This window comes from Haladaptatus sp. ZSTT2 (assembly GCF_037081775.1).
Classification (GTDB): domain Archaea; phylum Halobacteriota; class Halobacteria; order Halobacteriales; family Halococcaceae; genus QDMS2.
In genome coordinates this window covers 560,928-579,206 of sequence record NZ_JBAMHQ010000001.1, presented here as the reverse complement: position 1 = coordinate 579,206, position 18,279 = coordinate 560,928, and the positions used below count along the sequence as shown (strand labels likewise).

The following is an 18,279-nucleotide window of genomic DNA, read 5'->3' as shown; positions in this document are numbered from 1 at the left end:
TTCTATTGGCGAGGAAGCTATATGATCCTTCTCGCCGACGTGGACGCGCTGGTCACGGACTGTCTTCGGGTTCGTGTGTGGCCGTGGTGTCCCCCTCTCGACAGCACCTTTTTCTATTGTTCTCGTGTGATATTTCGTATTGATACGCGTCCGCAACCTCGAATACACGTACGCCGGGGCAGACCAGCAGGCACTTCGAGGCATCGATTTTGCGGCCGACTCGGGCGAAGTGTTCGGTTTTCTCGGGCCAAGTGGAGCCGGGAAAAGCACGACACAAAAGGTGTTAGTCGGGCTGCTCGACGACTATGGAGGCGAGGTCAAACTCTTCGACCGCGAGGTTTCCGACTGGGGGCGCGACCTCTACCGACGCATCGGTGTTTCAGCGGAGACGCCGAACCACTACCGCAAACTGACCGGGAGAGAAAATCTCACGCTGTTCGCCTCGCTGCACGGCGGTGCCGTCCGCGACCCAGAGCCACTCCTCGAACGCGTTGGGCTCGCAGATGCCGTAGACCGCCGCGTCGGAACCTACTCGAAGGGAATGCAGATGCGTCTGAACCTCGTGCGGGCGTTGCTCCACGACCCTGAGTTGGTGTTCTTAGACGAGCCAACAACCGGCATCGACCCCGGCACCGCCCGCTCGGTCAAACAGCTCATCGCAGACCTCAGAGACGGCGGGACGACGGTGTTTCTCACCACCCACGACATGACGGTTGCAGACGAGTTGTGTGACCGCGTTGGCTTCATCGTCGATGGCGAACTCCCGGTGGTGGATACGCCGCGAGCGCTCAAGTTGGCCCACGGCGAAGCCACCGTCCGCGTCGAGTTTCGGACTGACAGCGCGCTCCAGAGCCGAACCTTCCCGCTATCGACGCTCGGCACGGATGAGGCGTTCACGACCCTCCTCTCTCGCGGGCAGGTGGAGACGATTCACACCGACGAAGCAACCTTAGAAGACGTGTTCATCGCCGTCACGGGCAAGGTGCTGCGGTGAGCTTCGTGAACTCGTTTCGGGCGATGCTTGGCTGGGACGTTCGCCTGCAGATTCGCTACGGCTTCTATGCGGTGTACGCGATATTGACCGTGGGATTCATCCTCGGACTTCGGGTGCTCGGGCCTGGGTTACGCACCGACGCTGCGGTGCTCCTCATCGTGACCGACCCAACCGTTCTTGGCTTCTATTTCATCGCCTCGCTCGTCCTGTTCGAGAAGGGTGAAGGCGTCCTCGATGCGCTCGTCGTCTCGCCGCTTGGCGTCCGCGGCTATCTCGCCTCGAAGGTGCTCTCGCTGGCACTGCTGGCGACGACCAGTGGAACCCTCGCCGCTGTCCTCGGCCACGGCGCGGTCTCGAATCTCCCGGTGTTGGTCGTCGGCATCTTGCTTTCTGCCGCGCTGTTCGTGCTCATCGGATTCGTCGCCGTCGCCCGGTTCGATTCCATCAACGCCTACTTCATCAGCGCCGCTGGCTGGGGGACCGTACTGTTTCTCCCGTTGTTCGAGTACGTGGGATTCGTCGAGACACCCCTGTTCTATCTGCTGCCTGCAAAGCCGGCCATCGTGCTCGTCCACGCGGGATTCAGCCCGATTGCTGCGTGGGAACTTGCTTACGCACTCGGCTATCTCCTCCTTGGCAATGTCGTCGCATATGTGTGGGCGAGTCGCGCCTTTCGCCGTCACATCGTCAGCGGGGGAGACCCGGGCGCACAACTCGGTCACCACAGGCAGACGAACCAGCCGCGTGGAGCAGTGTCCGCGGCTCGTTTACCCGTGGTTGCGCTGATTCGAACCGACGTGAGAAACTGGCTTCGAGACCCGATGCTCGCGTTCGTCGCGGTTGCCCCACTCCTCCTTTCCAGCATTATCAGAGTTGGTATGCCAACAGTAACGCAAATGGCCGCCCCCGCAGTCGCACTGGAGCCGTACTACCCGGTGATTGCGGGCACGATGGCGGTGTTCGGCCCCGCGATCTACGGTTTCGTCGCGGGGATGTTCGTCCTCGAAGACCGCGAGCAGGGCGTGCTCGCAGCCTACCGCACTAGCCCCCTTTCGGCTCGCGGCTACCTCCTGTATCGTGCCGGGACGGCATACGCGCTGAGCCTCGGAGCGACACTGCCCGCGCTCGTCGTCGTCGGGCTGGTTCCCGCACCACCGCTCGTCGTTCTCGGGGTTGCCGCAGTCGCTGCCCTCGGCGGGCCAGTGCTCGCGTTCACCTTCGGCAGCCTCGCGTCTAACACAATCGAAGGCATCGCCATCAGCAAATTGTTGAACCCAGTTCTCCTCGGCCCCGCACTCATTATCGCCCTTGTCCCGGAGCCACTCCAGTTGCTCGCCGGTGTGTCCCCCACCTACTGGCCGGTCAAAGCCTACGTCGCGGGCGTCTCGGACGACCCGCTCTGGGTCGGATACGTGCTCGTCGGGATAGTCGTTCACCTGCTTTTCTTGCTCGTGTTCGCCCGACTGTTTCAGAACCGAACCGAGTAGTGGGGTGGCAGAGGTAAGCCGCCACAAACCTGCAGCCCTCACCAGCCACTTGATAGACCAAGCCAGGGTAGGTTTGCTATGGCAACTGGAACCGCAGCAGACGGTGTCGAACGCACGCCGTCGCTCACGACACCGACGATGCAGGCCTTTTTCCTGCTCGGATTCGTCGTCTGGCTCGTCGCCACCCTCGCGTTCAGAGTCGCCGGGCAATTTCTCTTGAATCCAAACGCGCCGCTCGTCATCGGCGCGTTGTACGTCGTAACCGTCCCGGCAATGATTGGCCTCGCGCTCGTGTTCTATCGTTGGCGGCGCGTGTCGGGAGCGGCACGGTTGCCGGCGGCGATTGCCCTCGTGTTACCCGGGATGGTCCTCGACACCGTGGTCATGGCCCAGTTTGAGGCCGTGATCCCGAACATGGTGTCTGCGTCCGCGCCCTATTTCGGTGGCATGTTGCTGTTGGCGTATGCCTCCGTGCTCCTGAGTGCATTCGTCAGGCGAGCGTAGCCTCGTTTTGAAACACTGTCGCGTTATCGGTGGGCTTCGAACCACTCGACCGCATAGTCGACAATCGCTTGTTGGTCGATGAGTTTCACGTCCGCGGCGGCGACCGTGCCTTCGGTGACGCCGACTTCCGCCTCGAAATCGGCTCCGAGTTCCTCGAAATCGTCCGTGTTCGTTTCGATGTCTTCGTATTCGACGACGACGCGTTCGCCGTCCCGCTCGACGGGCGCGCGCTCAGTGATGATTTCTTTCTCGAAGCTCGCGGGGTATTCCCCGAGATGGAGCGACGTGTTGTTCGCGTGGCCGACGCCGAGGAGGAGGATTTTCCCGCCGCGGTCGTAGATGCGCGCGAGCGGCGACCCTTCGCCGAGGCCGTAGTCGAACTCGTGGTCGGAAATTATCGTGGACGCCCCCGCACCCCACGCCGCAAAGGAGTTGATTGGGTGGGCGCTTCGCTCGACGCCCGCGTAGTTCCGGAAACACTCGCCAATCGCCCCCATGCCGCGCGTTGGGGTGCTTTCCGGCCGGAACGGCGGCATTTCGTCGTTGATGATTTTGACCCAGTGGTCTGGAACCGGCGGTGCTTCCCAGTTTTCTGGATTCGAGTACTGTGAGGTGAACGACGGCATGACGAGCGTGCCACGTTCTGTGAGCACTTCCTGGAGCGCGTCGATGACGGCGGTTGGCCCGCCAACGACCCATCCGAGTGAACTCAGCGACGAATGGACGATGAGCGTGTCACCAGCCTCGATACCAAGGGCGCGAAAATCCGCAGCAAGCGACGAGACGGTCGCGGGTGACTCGACCATCTCGATGGCGTCATATTCGGACATACGAACTCGTCACCAAGGCGTGCCTTCAGTGTTTGTTTCTGCGTCCGAAAATTCACAATTCTCGGACGGTTGCTCAACAGTCTTCTCCGTTTCCCACCAATACACTCTTCTGCTCGTGTGAGCTGAAAGAGGTGACTCATGGCAACGACAGACGTTCTCAGCGCGAACAAAGCGCTGGTTCAACGCGAGATGACCGAGGTATGGAACGAAGACAAACTCGACGTACTCGATGAATTGTACGCCCCCGACGTGAAAATCGGAACTCGGCGGATGGGCGATTCGACGCCACTCGTCACACTTGATGACATCAAAGCGATTCACCGTGAGTGGGACGAGGGGTTCCCGGACGCAACCGTCACGGTAAACGAACTGGCCGCAGAGGGTGACGTGGTGTTCGCGTGGTGGACGATAACCGGCACGCACACCGGACAGTTTCGCGGCTACAAGCCAACCGGCAATGAGATTGCCGTCGATGGATTCAGCTTCTGGAAAATCAAAGACGGGCGGGTTGTTGAAATGACAGACGGCGCGAGTATGACGACCCTTCTCGGCCAGATTGGTGTGCAGATTCCGACGAGCTAACACCGTCTCAGACGGCTTTTTGCGACTACAGGTACGTTTCAGCCAGTGCGTCAAGCGCCTCGTGGTGTTCGGTCGTGTGGGGTGCCGTGAGCGGCGAGACACTGATACGTCCGTCAACGACTGCCCGACGGTCGCTCCCGCGTGGGTCGGGGATGTCGCCTGCTGCCATCTTCTCCCAGATGCGGTCGTGGAGCGTCACGGTCTCGCCGTTCTGTTCTGCGTCCATCTGGTAGACGTGCGACGGCCGAGTGATTTCCATGTCTGCCGGTTCCTCGCCGGGCATCGGTGCGTTCACGTTGAGATAGTCGGCGTGGTCGAACACGCCCGCGTTGAGCGCATGAGTCGTGAGATATTCGGCCGCTCGGACGGCCTCGCGGTAGGAATCGGCTGTCTCTTGGTGCTTCTTAAAGGCATTCCACCCGCCGGGAATGTAGAGCGAAACGGCGATTGCGGGGATGCCAAAGAAGGCGGCTTCGACGGCGGCGCTCACCGTTCCAGAGCGCCCGAGGACGTACTCACCGAGGTTCGCGCCGCGATTAATTCCAGCGACGACGAGGTCGGGGTCGGGGGTGAGTGACTGCACCCCCGCGACGACGCAGTCGGCTGGCGTGCCCTCGATTGCGTAGCCGAGTTCGTGGTCGTGGATGCGCACCTCCCGCGACATCTTGCGCCCCACAGCACTCTGGTCTTCTTTGGGGGCGACGGCCGTCACCGACCCCACCGCAGAGAGGGCATCGTACAGCACGCGAAATCCGGTGCTGTCGATGCCGTCGTCGTTGGTCAACAGAATCTCCATGCTCATACTCCTCATGCGGCCGCCTGCCGCAAAAACACCCCGCCCTCAGGCGGGCATCGCGTCGACCGTCGTCTTACCGTCCACGACGAGGTTGTACGCCTCCTCGTCGTCGTTCCAGAGCACAAGGACGTTCTCGAAGATGAGGAGGTCACCGTACTCGGCGTCTTCAAGCGCGGCGTTCGTCGTCGTCTTCTGGGTGCGCACCGCGTAGTGGTCGGTTTGCTCTGAGCCGTCGCCAATCTTGTAGAGTTGGTGGGCGTCGCCCGACGACAGCGAGTGGCTCAATTTGACGGCGAGCACGTCGATGCGTTTGGTGACGTGCTTTTCCATCTCGTTCATCCGCGCGAACAGGCTGATGTTCGGCTCGATGTCGAGGCGCTGTTTGTCATCTTTGCGCAGGACGGTCCAGGAATACTGGACGTCTTCGTTGATGAACTCGCCGTAGTCACCGCCCGCCTCGTCGAGTTTCTGCTGGAAGGCCGGAATTTCGAGGTCTGGTTGCACGTCGAACGACCAGCCCTCGTCTGCGGGCACGAAGCTGGGCCAGATGCGAACCGCTGGCCCCCATACCGACAGGCCGTCTTCGACCGTACGCTCGACTTCGCGAAGCCCGATGCTCGTGTTTTTGTCGGCGGGCGCGATGGCGACAATCGAGCCGTCGTCTGCGAGGTGTTTGGCGTACTTCTTGACGACGGCTACGGGGTCGTCGAGCTCGCTCAAGACGTTTGAGAACAGGACGATGTCGTAGGTTTCACTCGGCGCGAACGCCTCTGCAGTCTCGCGGTGGAGTTCGGTTCTGAAGGTGTCGCGCGTCTCCCCGAGCATGTGTTCGAACACGTCTGCGCCCGCACTCGGTTCGAGCGCGTGATAGTCCACGAGCGCGTCGTCGGGGAACAGGTCGTGGATGCCGAGCGCCGGGCCGCCCGCCCCCGCGCCCACATCGAGAATACGGGTGTGCTCGCTCAGCAAGCCGTGGCGGAGCATATCTGCGAACACGTACTGTGCCGTCGCGTAGTAGTCAGGGAGGTGGTACACGGCGTAGCCGAGCGCGGCGTCCTCGTCGTATTCGACCGGGTTCTGGGCGAAGTAGTCCTCTTTCAGCTTCCGGATGTTGTAGCGGAGCACGTCACCGCCCTCACCATCAGGCCAGCCCGCGCCGAAGCGGTTCACGATGAAGTCCTCTAGGCGCGCTGAGTGTTCCGGCGGGAACGCCTTCACGCCGTGGAACGTGGTCGAAATCGGCTCGTCAGAAGCGGGGACGAACGTGCCGTCTTCGGCCTCGACGATGCCGAGTTCGACGGAATGTTCTCGGAGCACCTGCCGGACGACTGCGGGGTGTGGTTCGCCATCGACGTATTCGAAAATTTCGTCGGGGTCGATTGGTCTGACGGCGCGAAGATACTTTGCGTTCTCTACGATTTGCGTGCGTTGTTCCTGTTTCATCGTCGTGACTCGCGATAGAGGCGTTCTACGGTTTCTGCGTCTGCGTCTGCGAGTTTTCGGGCAGCGACTGCGACTTCCTCTGCGCCCGCAAAGGTTTCTTGAATCTCTGCGTACACTCGCGGCGTCCCCGAGGTGACTTGCTCGACAAGGTCGAACAAGCCTTCTGAGATGGGCGTGTGAAATTCGTCGGGTACGTCGTCTGCGGCAAGGGCGAACGCGAGGATGGCGGCGTGCGTTTTCGCCTGCACCGTCTCCATGGCCGTGTCGTGTTCTTCTGCGGTCGTCTCGAACAGCGTGTTGCCCGCGGCTTCGAGGGCCTTTCTGAGTCGGGCGGTGACCGGCCCCGCGTTGGCAGAGGCGACGGCAATCGTCCCGGGAGCGTTATCCGGCCCGAACAGCGGGTGGAGACTAAAGTGCTCTATGTCGGGGGCGTGAGTCGCCATCGCGGTGAGCGGCTCGTCCATCACGCCGCTCAGGTCGAGGAGCGCCCGGGTTGCCTTGTCTGCATGTGCGGCGATGGCCTGTTCGACGACGGAGATGGGGACCGCAACGCAGACGGCGTCGAAGTGGTCGTCGGTATCGAGTGAGACGGCCCGGCCACCGATTTCGGCGGCCGCTCGCTCGGCGGCCGCGGGGTCGGCATCCGTGAAGGCCAGCTCGCATTCGTCGGCGACGCTCTCTGCAAACCAGCGTCCCATCGCGCCCGCACCGACGACCAGCAGTTCCATGTCTGCGACGTATCCGCGCGGGAGCAAAAAGGGGTTCGTTTAGTCGAGGACGAACGTTTTCGGGTAGTCGGTCAGATTTTCGTAGCCGTCTTCGGTGACGACGATGATGTCCTCGATGCGCACGCCGCCCACGTCGGGGTCGTAGAGGCCCGGCTCGATGGTGATGATGTGACCGGGTTTGAGTTCCTCGCCGCGTGGGCTAATCGACGGCATCTCGTGGATGTCGAGGCCAACGCCGTGGCCCGTCGAGTGGATGAACCCGACTTCTGTCGTCTCATCTGCCCGAAGCGTCGGGTAGCCCGCTTCCTCGTAGATGTCACAGACCACGTCGTGGACGTCTTTGCCGGTTGCGCCCGGTTTCACGGCGTTGAGGGCCGCTTCGAGTGCTTCATCAGTGATGTCGTACCATTCTTGGAGTTCGTCGCTCGGCGTCCCTTTGACGAACGTCCGGGTCATGTCCGCGAAGTACTTGCTCTCCTTGTCGCGCGGGAAGATATCCACGATGATGGACTCGTTTGCGAGGAGTGGCCCACTGCCGCGGTCGTGGGGGTCTGCGGCGTCCGCACCGCAGGCAACGATGGTTTCGTCTAACGCACAGCCGTGGCGCAGGAGGGTCAGCTCGATTTCTTGGCGGACGCGCTCTGAGGTGAGCGGCTCGCCCTCGTAGTGGAGGACGCCGTCATCGACGGTGGACTCGCTGATGCGCGTCTCTGCGGTTTTCATCGCCTGCTCGTTCGCCTTCTGGGCGGCGCGGATGTGGGCGATTTCTTGGGGGAGTTTGACGGCGCGAATGTCGCGGAGCACGTCATCGTCGTCCGCGGTGACCTCGATGCCCTGTTCGCGGAGGCCGTCGCCGTGGCCGAGCGGGAAGTCGGTGGGGACGAGCACGGAGGAGACGTCGTGGGAGTCGAGGAACTTCGTCCAGACGCGGTGGGTCGCCTCTGTCGGGCCGTATTCGTCTACAAGGTCACCGTAACCGAACTCACTCCCGCGGGAGAGGGTGGTCGCGCCGCTTTCTTTCTTGGCTCGGCCGTATTCGAGCGGCGAGACGAACAGGTGCACCTCGCCGTCGTAGAGCGTGAGAAACGGGTCTGGCGCGTCGAATCCGGAGAGGTAGCGCTGATTCGAGTCGTCGCTTGCGGCGTAGATGAGAAAGCCATCGACCCCCGATTCTGCGAGGGCGGCGTCGAGGTCGGCAAAGTCCGGTTGCATACTCACGGGTGCGTGAGCGATGGCTAAAATCCTACCGGGGCGACCCCGTAGCGGCTGGCAGACCTCTCCGTGTCCGGTATCCTGATACCGGGTCGTCCCATCTACCCACCCATGGACGTTGACATCTCGAACTCGACCGTTGCCGGGCGAGCAAAGGCTCCGCCGTCGAAGAGTTACTCCCACCGCGCCATCCTCGCCGCGGGCTACGCCGACGGCGCGCTCATCTACGACCCGCTCATGAGCGCCGACACGAAGGCGACCATCCGCGCGGTCGAAGCCTTCGGCGGTAGCGTCGAAGAAATCGACGGCGGTCTCGATGTTTCCGGGTTTGGTGGCAAACCGGGCACACCTGGCGACATCATCGACTGCGCCAACAGCGGGACGACGATGCGCCTCGTGACGGCCACCGCCGCGCTCGCAGATGGCATCACCGTGCTCACAGGCGACCGTTCGCTTCGCTCCCGCCCACAAGGCCCGCTCCTCTCCGCGCTCACCGAACTCGGCGCGCGCGCAGAAAGCACCCGCGACAACGGGCAGGCCCCGCTTGCGATTCGCGGCCCACTCGCGGGGGGTGAGGTCTCCATTCCCGGCGACGTGTCCTCACAGTACATCACCGCGCTCTTGATGGCCGGTGGGACCACCGAACAGGGTATCGGCGTCCACTTAGAAACTGACCTCAAGAGCGCACCGTATGTCGATATCACGCTCGAAGTGCTCGCCGCGTTCGGCATCGACGCAGAACCCACACCCGACGGCTTCGCGGTCGCGGGCGGCCAGACCTACGAACCCGAAGACGGCGAGTACCACGTCCCCGGCGATTTCTCGTCTATGTCCTACCTGCTCGCCGCGGGCGCACTCGCCGCCGAAGGCGAACTCATCGTCACGGGCGCACACCCGAGCGCACAGGGCGACAGCGCCATCGTGGACGTACTCCTCGGCATGGGCGCAGACATCGAGTGGGACGACGATGACGGCATCATCACGGTCAGGCAATCTGACCTCTCGGGCATCGAATTCGACGTGGGCGACACGCCCGACCTCCTGCCCACCATCGCCACGCTCGGTGCGGTCGCAGACGGCGAAACCCGAATCACCAACTGCGAACACGTTCGCTTCAAGGAAACTGACCGCGTGAGCGCGATGGCAGAAGAACTCACGAAAATGGGCGCATCCGTCACCGAACGCCAGGACGAACTCATCATCCGCGGCGGTGAGTCGGACTTGTCGGGGGCGGTCGTAGAGGGTAAGAACGACCACCGCATCATCATGGCCCTCGCCGTGGCGGGCCTCGCCGCGGAGGGAACGACGAAAATCAAAGGCGCAGAACACGTTGACGTGTCGTTCCCCAACTTCTTCGACGTGCTGTACGACTTGGGTGCGCGCGTAGACCAGAAAATCGGCTAACTATCTGCCTAACCGGAATCCTCTTTTCGCTCCCTCGTCCACGTGGTGTCAATGCGACAGGACGACGTTGTCGCCGACCTCCGCGACCGGTTCTTGGGAGACGGTTTTCTGTTTCCGGACTACGCAGACTACTCCTTTGCGAACGTCCCGGATACGATTCTTTCACTCTTTGACGCGCCGACGCGTCGTACCCTCCCGAACGACGTGTTCGCGGGCGTCGAGACGGACGTGGAGAACGTCGTCGTGGTGCTCGTAGACGGTTTCGGCTACGAACAGTGGGCGCGCGACCAGAACAAACACGGCTTTCTCGACAGGCTCACCGAGCAGGGGACGGTGACGCCGCTCACTTCCACCTATCCCTCCGAAACCTCGGCCGCCATAACGACCGTTTCGACGGGAACCCAGCCGGTCGAACACTGCCTACTCGGCTGGTTTCAGTACTACGAAGAACTTTCGCAGGTGCTTCTGACGCTCCCGTTTTCGACACTCGACGGCGAGTACGCCCCCGAGAAATTCGACGGGCTGGACGGACGGTTCCTCTTCTCGCCGCCCGAACAGACGGTGTACGAACGCGCCCACGAGGCGGGCGTCACGCCGACCGTGGTCATGCCCAAACGCATCTCTCGGTCTGAACATTCGAAACTCGCCATGGCTGGCGCGGACGTCTCGGGGTACGGCGACCTCGCGCACATGGGTCGGCTCGTCCGAAAAACGCTCGAATCGGCGGCTGGACCGAGTTACACCTACGCCTACGTTCCGCACGTCGATGGGGTTTCTCACCAGCACGGCACAAAGTCGCCCGAGTACGAGAAGATGGTCTCGAAAGTCACGGGACACATTCAGCGCGAACTCGTAGCGCGGCTGGCTCCCGAGGTGGCAGCACACACGCTCCTCGTCGTCACCGCAGACCACGGCCATCTCGATACAGACCCCGAGACGAACGTCAGCCTCGACACTATCGACGGCCTCAACGAGCATCTGAAACGAGACGCCGACGGCGACCCCATTCCCGCGGTTGGCAGCGGGCGGAACCTCCAGTTCCACGTCCGTGAGGGGCACGTCGAATCGTTGCGAGAACTGCTCGAAGCCAAGCTGGACGTGCTCACCCTCGACCGCAAGGAGTACACGGCGCGTGGGCTGTTCGGCGACCAAGAGCCATCGGCGCACTTTGAAGCCCACGCCCCCCACCTCGTGGCCGTTCCGCGCGACAAACTCGTCTGGTACGACGACGGCGAACTCGACCAAATCGGCTCACACGGCGGGCTGACCCCCGACGAAATGCTCTGTCCGTTTGCGGTTTGCCGTCTTTCTGCCCTCCAGTAAGCGGCAACTTTGCGCCATGTCCTGTAAACACTAAATGTGCGGCCACCTGAGTGGCCTGCAATGAACGGTAACGAATTCGGCCGACTCTTTCGCGTCACCACCTACGGCGAGAGCCACGGCGACGCGATGGGGGTCACCGTCTCCGGGTGTCCCGCCGGGCTGGAACTCACAGAAGAAGACATTCAAGGCGACTTAGACCGCCGCAAACCCGGCCAGTCGATGATTACGACGAGCCGCGGCGAACCCGACGAAGTGAAAATCCACAGCGGCGTCCAAGACGGCTACACCACCGGCACGCCCATCGGAATGACGATTCAGAACAAAGACGCTCGCTCGGGGAAGTACGAGCCCTTCATCACCGCACCACGCCCGAGCCACGGCGATTTCACCTACTCTGCGAAGTTCGGCACGCGCAACTGGGGCGGCGGCGGGCGTTCGTCTGCCCGCGAGACGGTCAACTGGGTCGCTGCAGGCGCGATTGCGAAGAAGCTTCTCGCCACCCAAGATATTCAGGTGAAAGCCCACGTCAACCAGATTGGCGACGTTGTTTCGCCCGACGTGAGTTTCGAGGAGATGCTCGAACACGCAGAAGAAAACGAGGTGCGCTGTGCCCATCCAGAAACCGCAGCCGAGATGCGCGATCTGATCAACAAGTACCAAGAAGAAGGCGACTCCATCGGCGGCAGCGTCTACTTCGAGGCCCAGGGCGTCCCGCGCGGCCTCGGCGCACCGCGCTTCGATTCGTTCTCCGCTCGCCTCGGCCAAGCAATGATGGCCGTCCCCGCCGCCTCTGCCTTCGAATTCGGCCTCGGGCGCGAGGCGCGGACCTACACCGGCTTCGAGCGCAACGAAGATTGGATGTTCGACGAGAACGGCGACCCAACGCCTGTCGGCAACGACCACGGCGGGATTCAAGGCGGCATCACGACCGGCCAGCCAATCTACGGCGAGGTGACGCTTCATGCGCCTACGTCCATCCCGAAAACCCAGACGACGGTTGACTGGGAGACCGGCGAGGAGAAACAGGAGAAGGTCATCGGCCGCCACGACCCAGTGTTGCCCCCGCGCGGAGTACCCGTGGTCGAAGCGATGCTCGCGCTCACGATTCTCGACTACATGCTGCTCTCCGGGCGCATGAACCCAGACCGCCTCGACGGGAAGGTCGGCGAATACGACACCAACTACCACCCACGCAACCCGGCAAACATCGAGTGATGGCGGCGAACCCCGACAACCTCCAGAACCCGTTCAACATGGACGAGGCGTGTGCGAACTGCGACGCGCTCTGTGAGACCCGGACGAACGTGGTTCATGGCTACGGCGACGTGTCCGCTGAGTTCGTTTTCGTCGGCGGCCAGCCAAGCGCGGGCGCAGACGAGACGGGTATCCCCTTTACCGGCGACGCAGACGGCGAGCGCGTCCAAGAACTCCTCGGACGCGTTGGCTTCAGCGACTCACCCGCGGACACCACCGAACCGTCGCTCGAAAACGTCTTTCTCACCTACGTCACCCGGTGTCGCCACCCCGAGCGCGGGCCGACTGACACAGAGCGCATGGCCTGTGACGGCTATCTGACCGCAGAATTGCGGATGATAAACCCCCAACTCATCATCCCCGTCGGGCAAGAAGCGCTCTCTGCGCTCGCCTTCGAGTACACGACGAAAAAGCCCGACGACCTCGACATCGAAGCGTGTCACGCCACGACCCTCCGCGGGCGGGGCTTCGAGTTGATTCCGATGCTCGCTCCTGAAAACATGGACGACGACGAGTACGAAGCGTTCGTCGAACACCTCTCGGCTGAGATGGGCCGCGACTACCGCCAGACGAAAGGCCGACGCGGGCGCTGAGTCACCAGTACGGATTGGCGAGCCACGCCGCGGATTTTCGTGCAACCACGATGACGGCGAGGACGCTCCCGCCGACGAGGCCGAGCGTCACGAGCGCGGCCGGATTTGTGAGTTCGCCGTTGAGGCCGAGGCTGACGAGCGCGCCGAGCAAGAACAGTCCAGTCAAAAAGAGGACGAGTCGAACGAGCCACTGTTGCCACGTCATGTGCGAACTCGCGCGCGGCGAGCACATAACTGTGCGGGCTTTCTGTTTTCTCCGCTCTCAAATGCCTCGAAAACGACTTCACGGTCTGTCGTGATTCTCACACTATGCATGGCGAATCTCTCTGTGTGGGTGAAATGCGATGAGTGACCCGATTACGCTCGATGGAGCCTCGCTGACGCCGGAGGCCGTCGCGCGCGTTGCCCGAGAGGATGTCTCAGTCGTCGTCTCCGACGAGGCTCGTGAGGCCGTCCGCGCCGCCCGCGAGCGGGTTGCCGACGTGGTCGATGCCGGAGACGCAGTCTACGGCGTGAACACCGGCTTTGGCCAACTCGTGAACGAGCGCATCCCGCGCGAGGACATCGAGCAACTCCAGACCAATCTCATTCGGAGTCACGCCGCGGGTGCGGGCCGCGAACTCAGCCGAGAGGAGGTACGAGCGATGATGCTCACGCGCATCAACGCGCTCGTGAAAGGCTTCTCTGGCATCCGAGAAATCGTTCTCGACCACCTCGTGACGATGCTGAACGAAGGTGTCCACCCCGTCGTGAAATCGCGCGGGAGCCTCGGCGCGAGCGGTGACCTCGCCCCCCTCGCACACATGGCACTCGTGCTCCTCGGCGAGGGCGAAGCACACGTCGACGGCGAACGGCTGAGCGGGGCTGAGGCACTCGCCCGTGTCGGCCTCGAACCGCTCACGCTCGCGTCGAAAGAAGGCCTCGCGCTCATCAACGGAACGCAGCTTACCGTCGGCCTCGGTGCGTTGCTCGTCGTGGACGCAGAATCGTTGCTCCGCGCTGCTGACACGGCGGGGGCGCTCACCACGGAAGTGACGATGGGAACCACCGCCTCGTGCGACCCGGCGCTCTCTGCGGTGCGCCCACATCCCGGACAGGCCGCCTCCGCGCGGAACGTAAAGCGTCTGACGGCGGAGTCAGAAATCGTCGAATCTCACCGCAACTGCGATCGCGTGCAGGACGCCTACTCGATTCGGTGTCTCCCGCAGGTCCACGGCGCAGTCCGCGAGGCCGTCCGCCACCTTCGAGAGACAGTGGAAATCGAACTCAACAGCGCGACCGACAACCCGCTCATCTTCCCCGGTGGGCAGGTGGATTCACGGGCCAGCGGCACGGAGTCTGCGGCCGTGCTCTCGGGTGGGAACTTCCACGGTGAAGTCCTCGCGCTCCGGCTCGATTACGTCGCAAATGCGCTCACCGAACTCGCCGCAATCAGCGAGCGGCGCACCGACCGTATGGTGAACCCGAACATCCAAGAGGACTACCTGCCGCCGTTCCTGACCGAACACAGCGGCCTGCGCTCGGGGTTGATGATTGCCCAGTACACCGCCGCGTCGCTGCTCAACGAGTGTCGCTCGTTCGGCCGTGCCTCTGCGGACAACACGCCCGTGAGCGGCAACCAAGAAGACCACGTGAGCATGAGCGCGCAGGCGGCCCACAACGCCCGAAAAACGCTCGAAAACGCGCGGATGGTCGTCGCCGTCGAACTGCTCTGTGGCGCACAGGCCGCGGAGTTCATCGAAGACGACCTCACCCATGGCGTCGGCACAGCCGCCGCCTACGATGTGATTCGAGACGTGGTCTCGCCACTCACCGACGACCGAGAACTCCATATTGACATGGCCGCCGTCAATGACCTGCTCAGAGACGGTGTACTGGACGACGCCCTCGCCGTGGCGCTTTCTGAGCCGTTAGAATGACGCCGTAGCTACGGAGCACCAAGCGGCGGGTTCAAGGGTTCGCCGGACGCAGGGTTTTCCATGACGACGGTTGCCGTTCTCGCAGACCCACCGCGACCGGGACTCGTGCTCACTGAGTTGGCGGAGACGACGCCACTCAGCGAAGAAGAGACCGCAGACCTCTACGCCGCTATGTTGAAAGACGTGCTTCGCGCCGTCGAGAACAGCGGCGGCGAGCTGCTCGTGAACTACCGCGCAGACGAGGATTTGCCGGAGGAACACCAGACCGCGCAGTCGGTCGAGTCGGAACTCCGCGACCTCGCAGACGAGTGTCTCAAATCGCCTGCAGACGCTCGATTCGAGGTGCAAGTCGGGCAAACGTTCTCCGGGCGCGTCGGGAACACGCTCACCCATCTGCTCGACCGCGAAGAAGTCCAGACTGCGGCGGCGGTCGAACCCACCGCAATGTTCCTCACGCGCAAGGAAATCGACAACGGGGCGATGAAACTCCGCCGCCATCCCGTGATTCTCGGCCCATCCACTGACGGACGAGTCTACTACGCAGGGTTCGACGACCCTATCAACTTCGAGGCGGCGTACACTCAACCGGCGGTCGAGACGCTCACCGACCGCGGGCTGGACGCTGGCTTTGAGGTCGATTTCCTGCCGAACCTCCCCGTGGTGGAGACGGCTTCAGACCTCGTGACGGCGCTCACGCTCATCAACGCGCGAAAGAAGGCCGGGCGCATCTATCCTCGGCATGCTGCGGCCTTCTTTGATGACATCGGCCTGACGGTCGTCGCGGAGGACGGCGACCTCGTTCTCTCGCGCGACTGAAAAGCGACAGGCCTTAATCGGATGACGCGGTATGACGGACTGTTGGTGAGATGGCAGAGTGGCCAAATGCGCCAGTCTTGAAAACTGGTAGCCGCAAGGCTTCATGGGTTCAAATCCCATTCTCACCGCCTTTTCCGACGAACATCACCGGCGAGCACCGCGTAGCGTGTGCTCGCCACTCCGTGAGGAGCAAAGCGTGAATCGCAGGATTTGAACTAAGGAGTGAAGCGAGCGCAAGCGAGCGAAATGACTGAAGTTCAAATTCCAAAGCGGTCGCAGACCGCTTTGAAGCTCGCAAATCCAACGGATTTGCTCCCCTCCGAAGCAATCAGTGATTGCTTCGTGGCTCGCGAAACTAGTGGTTTCGCTCGCTCCCATTCTCACCGCCTTTTACCGCGAACACCTCCACAGAGCATTCGCTCTGCACTCGGTGAGCGTGAAAAGCGTGAACCACGGGATTCGACCGACGGCTGGACAGTTACTCCCACACGCCGACTTGTTCGAGTATCGCCAACGAGTTCACCGCGTTCCACGCTTCGACGATTTCCCCATCCTCGATACGATGGGAGATGAGTCCGTGAATTTCGAACGGCCGTCCTGTCGGCTTGAATCCGCGGTACTCACCCTCCATTGTCCCGCCAATCACAAACCGTGTTACCACCATGTCGCCTTCGGTGATGGATTCCATGACGCGAACGTGGAGGTCTGGGAAAGCGGTTCTAATCAGCAGTAGGTATGCTTTCCACGAGTCGATTTCGTGGTCTTTTCCGAACGCATCGACGAACATCGCATCGGTTGAATAAATCTCGTCTAGCTGATCCACGTCACCGTCGTTCCAAATCTGGAGGTCGCGCTGAGCCAGGCTCTCAGGAGTCCGTTGTGCAATTGAGCTCATTATCTATCGGTCAGTCCACAGTGCGGACATGACTATCGCTAAATACGCCTGTTGAGGGGATAGAATTTTTCACAGGTTTTCCGTACGGTTCTCTGGTAACGTCTCCGAACGACCGCCACGCCGTTCACCCGGAGCGCGCTTAATATCGTTTCGGAGATTGATTCAAGTGTCGTGAGTTTCTAAATCAAGCCATGACGAAAGCCGGACGGCTCCGAATTGGCGTGTTGAGCCTCCATACCTCGAAAGAGACGAAGGCGATTCTCAACGCCATCGAAGCACTGGGCCACGACCCCGAGTGGCTCCGGCGCGACAACATCGAAGTCCGCATTCGAGCAGGGCAGGCGACGCTCGAACCGGACGTTGACATTGTCATCAACCGCTTGTTGCTCTCGAAAGCCGACTACGCCACCGAGGCGCTCTGTCTTGCAGACACGGTAAAAGGGCTCGTCCCGGTGCTCAACGACCCGACGACGGTGCTCACGGCGATGCACAAGTACTCGACGGCGGTGCGCCTTTCCGAAGCGGGCATTCCCGTTCCAGACCAACTGCTCGCGCTCGACCCTGGTCGGTTGAACGAAGCGCGTGGTGAGTTCGACGAGGAGGCAGTGTACAAGACAGCAATCGGGACGCACGGTGGCTGGACGTGGAAGGTATCGCCAGAGGAGTTGCTCTCGCCCCAAGTCGGAAACCGCTGGGCGTTCTTACAGGAGTTCATTGAAGTCGATGCAGACCGACACCGCGACCTCCGGGTGTACGTGGTCGGCGACGAGGTTATCGCGGCGATGACGCGCCATGCGCCTGACGGGGATTGGCGGACGAACGTCGCCCTTGGCGGGGACACAGAAGATGCAACCGCCGACCTGCCAGCCGAAGTCAGAGACATTGCGCTGCGAGCCACCGAGGTTATTGGCCTCGACTACGCCGGTATCGACCTCATCTGCGGCGACGACGGCTGGTACGTCCTCGAAGTGAATCCGACCGCGGGATTCAAAGGTCTGTTCGGGGCGACGGGAATCAGCCCCGCACCGTACATCGCTGCACTCGCGATCGAGCGAGCAGGTGGCGAGGTCGAGCCAGAACTCGTCGCGGAACTGGCGACCGACCTCGACGACTCGACGCCGGCGTTCATCACCGAGGAGGCGGTCGAGAATTTGCCCGCAGAGCGTCCGGTCATTGGCTACACGAAAGACGTGACCGTCTACGGCACGTCGGGCGCGAAAACCGTCACCGCAAAGTCAGACACGGGCGCGACGCGGACGAGCATCGACATCTCGTTAGCTGCAGAGATTGGAGCGGGGCCAATCACCGACCGCACGCGCATCGTTTCGGGAAGCAACAAGACGGGGAAAACACGCCCCGTCGTGGACATCACAATCGATATCGACGGGCGGACGCACACGCTCATGGCGAGCGTCGAAGACCGGAGCCACATGAGCTACCCGGTCATCATCGGCCGCGACATCCTGAAAGATTATCAGGTGGATGTCGGGTCGTAGTCG

18 protein-coding genes and 1 tRNA gene are annotated in these 18,279 nt (G+C 62.2%); 12 read left to right on the top strand and 7 right to left on the bottom strand.

Going from position 1 to position 18,279, the window contains the following annotated elements; genetic code table 11:
- Window positions 1-139: 139 nt before the first annotated feature.
- The 3 genes from V5N13_RS03035 (at window position 140) to V5N13_RS03025 (ending at window position 2,985) form a co-directional block, all read left to right on the top strand.
- Entirely contained in the window at window positions 140-994 is an 855-nt protein-coding gene (locus V5N13_RS03035) for an ABC transporter ATP-binding protein (protein ID WP_336359567.1), read from the top strand.
- On the top strand, window positions 991-2,481 hold the full coding sequence (locus tag V5N13_RS03030) for a fluoroquinolone export ABC transporter permease subunit (protein WP_336359566.1): 1,491 nt from the start codon (window positions 991-993) through the stop codon (window positions 2,479-2,481). The genes V5N13_RS03035 and V5N13_RS03030 overlap by 4 nt, the downstream gene beginning before the upstream one ends.
- A gap of 78 nt (window positions 2,482-2,559) precedes the next feature.
- Window positions 2,560-2,985 carry a DUF5367 family protein gene (locus tag V5N13_RS03025; RefSeq protein WP_336359565.1) on the top strand — a complete coding sequence of 142 codons (426 nt, stop codon included), beginning with the start codon at window positions 2,560-2,562 and terminating at the stop codon, window positions 2,983-2,985.
- 23 nt (window positions 2,986-3,008) lie between these two features.
- On the opposite strand, the gene V5N13_RS03020 is transcribed toward V5N13_RS03025, so the two are convergent.
- Window positions 3,009-3,815 (bottom strand): aminoglycoside N(3)-acetyltransferase, encoded by an 807-nt coding sequence (locus V5N13_RS03020; protein WP_336359564.1) that lies wholly within the window; start codon window positions 3,813-3,815, stop codon window positions 3,009-3,011.
- Between the two features lie 138 nt (window positions 3,816-3,953).
- On the opposite strand from V5N13_RS03020, the gene V5N13_RS03015 reads away from it, so the two are divergent.
- Window positions 3,954-4,397 carry an ester cyclase gene (locus tag V5N13_RS03015; protein ID WP_336359563.1) on the top strand — a complete coding sequence of 148 codons (444 nt, stop codon included), beginning with the start codon at window positions 3,954-3,956 and terminating at the stop codon, window positions 4,395-4,397.
- A 25-nt stretch (window positions 4,398-4,422) separates the two neighbouring features.
- Here V5N13_RS03015 and surE read toward each other — a convergent pair whose 3' ends face one another.
- The 4 genes from surE to V5N13_RS02995 are packed head-to-tail and all read right to left on the bottom strand — an operon-like array spanning window position 4,423 to window position 8,576.
- Window positions 4,423-5,208, bottom strand: coding sequence for a 5'/3'-nucleotidase SurE (surE, locus tag V5N13_RS03010; RefSeq protein ID WP_442905056.1), 786 nt, complete (start codon window positions 5,206-5,208; stop codon window positions 4,423-4,425).
- A gap of 30 nt (window positions 5,209-5,238) precedes the next feature.
- Window positions 5,239-6,636, bottom strand: coding sequence for a small ribosomal subunit Rsm22 family protein (locus tag V5N13_RS03005; RefSeq protein WP_336359562.1), 1,398 nt, complete (start codon window positions 6,634-6,636; stop codon window positions 5,239-5,241).
- Window positions 6,633-7,364, bottom strand: coding sequence for a prephenate dehydrogenase/arogenate dehydrogenase family protein (locus V5N13_RS03000; protein ID WP_336359561.1), 732 nt, complete (start codon window positions 7,362-7,364; stop codon window positions 6,633-6,635). The genes V5N13_RS03005 and V5N13_RS03000 overlap by 4 nt, the downstream gene beginning before the upstream one ends.
- A gap of 39 nt (window positions 7,365-7,403) precedes the next feature.
- The gene (locus V5N13_RS02995) at window positions 7,404-8,576 is read right to left on the bottom strand and encodes a M24 family metallopeptidase (protein WP_336359560.1); all 1,173 of its coding nucleotides are present in this window, start codon (window positions 8,574-8,576) and stop codon (window positions 7,404-7,406) included.
- Between the two features lie 111 nt (window positions 8,577-8,687).
- On the opposite strand from V5N13_RS02995, the gene aroA reads away from it, so the two are divergent.
- The 4 genes from aroA to V5N13_RS02975 are packed head-to-tail and all read left to right on the top strand — an operon-like array spanning window position 8,688 to window position 13,150.
- Window positions 8,688-9,980 (top strand): 3-phosphoshikimate 1-carboxyvinyltransferase, encoded by a 1,293-nt coding sequence (gene aroA / locus V5N13_RS02990; RefSeq protein ID WP_336359559.1) that lies wholly within the window; start codon window positions 8,688-8,690, stop codon window positions 9,978-9,980.
- 51 nt (window positions 9,981-10,031) lie between these two features.
- Window positions 10,032-11,303 carry an alkaline phosphatase family protein gene (locus V5N13_RS02985; protein ID WP_336359558.1) on the top strand — a complete coding sequence of 424 codons (1,272 nt, stop codon included), beginning with the start codon at window positions 10,032-10,034 and terminating at the stop codon, window positions 11,301-11,303.
- A gap of 60 nt (window positions 11,304-11,363) precedes the next feature.
- Window positions 11,364-12,518, top strand: a complete 1,155-nt coding sequence (gene aroC, locus V5N13_RS02980; protein ID WP_336359557.1) for a chorismate synthase — start codon at window positions 11,364-11,366, stop codon at window positions 12,516-12,518.
- Complete coding sequence (locus V5N13_RS02975) at window positions 12,518-13,150, top strand: uracil-DNA glycosylase (RefSeq protein ID WP_332899342.1); 633 nt, start codon at window positions 12,518-12,520, stop codon at window positions 13,148-13,150. The genes aroC and V5N13_RS02975 overlap by 1 nt, the downstream gene beginning before the upstream one ends.
- Before the next feature lies 1 nt (window position 13,151).
- Here V5N13_RS02975 and V5N13_RS02970 read toward each other — a convergent pair whose 3' ends face one another.
- Window positions 13,152-13,355, bottom strand: a complete 204-nt coding sequence (locus tag V5N13_RS02970; protein ID WP_332899341.1) for a hypothetical protein — start codon at window positions 13,353-13,355, stop codon at window positions 13,152-13,154.
- 139 nt (window positions 13,356-13,494) lie between these two features.
- On the opposite strand from V5N13_RS02970, the gene hutH reads away from it, so the two are divergent.
- From hutH to V5N13_RS02955, 3 genes are all read left to right on the top strand, one after another.
- Window positions 13,495-15,069, top strand: a complete 1,575-nt coding sequence (gene hutH / locus V5N13_RS02965) for a histidine ammonia-lyase (RefSeq protein WP_336359556.1) — start codon at window positions 13,495-13,497, stop codon at window positions 15,067-15,069.
- A gap of 60 nt (window positions 15,070-15,129) precedes the next feature.
- Complete coding sequence (locus tag V5N13_RS02960) at window positions 15,130-15,885, top strand: hypothetical protein (protein WP_336359555.1); 756 nt, start codon at window positions 15,130-15,132, stop codon at window positions 15,883-15,885.
- A gap of 44 nt (window positions 15,886-15,929) precedes the next feature.
- Window positions 15,930-16,013: transfer RNA gene (locus V5N13_RS02955), tRNA-Ser, on the top strand.
- 350 nt (window positions 16,014-16,363) lie between these two features.
- On the opposite strand, the gene V5N13_RS02950 is transcribed toward V5N13_RS02955, so the two are convergent.
- Window positions 16,364-16,780 carry an ester cyclase gene (locus tag V5N13_RS02950; RefSeq protein ID WP_336359554.1) on the bottom strand — a complete coding sequence of 139 codons (417 nt, stop codon included), beginning with the start codon at window positions 16,778-16,780 and terminating at the stop codon, window positions 16,364-16,366.
- Between the two features lie 191 nt (window positions 16,781-16,971).
- On the opposite strand from V5N13_RS02950, the gene V5N13_RS02945 reads away from it, so the two are divergent.
- Window positions 16,972-18,276, top strand: coding sequence for a RimK family alpha-L-glutamate ligase (locus tag V5N13_RS02945; RefSeq protein WP_336359553.1), 1,305 nt, complete (start codon window positions 16,972-16,974; stop codon window positions 18,274-18,276).
- The last annotated feature ends 3 nt before the right edge of the window (window positions 18,277-18,279 follow it).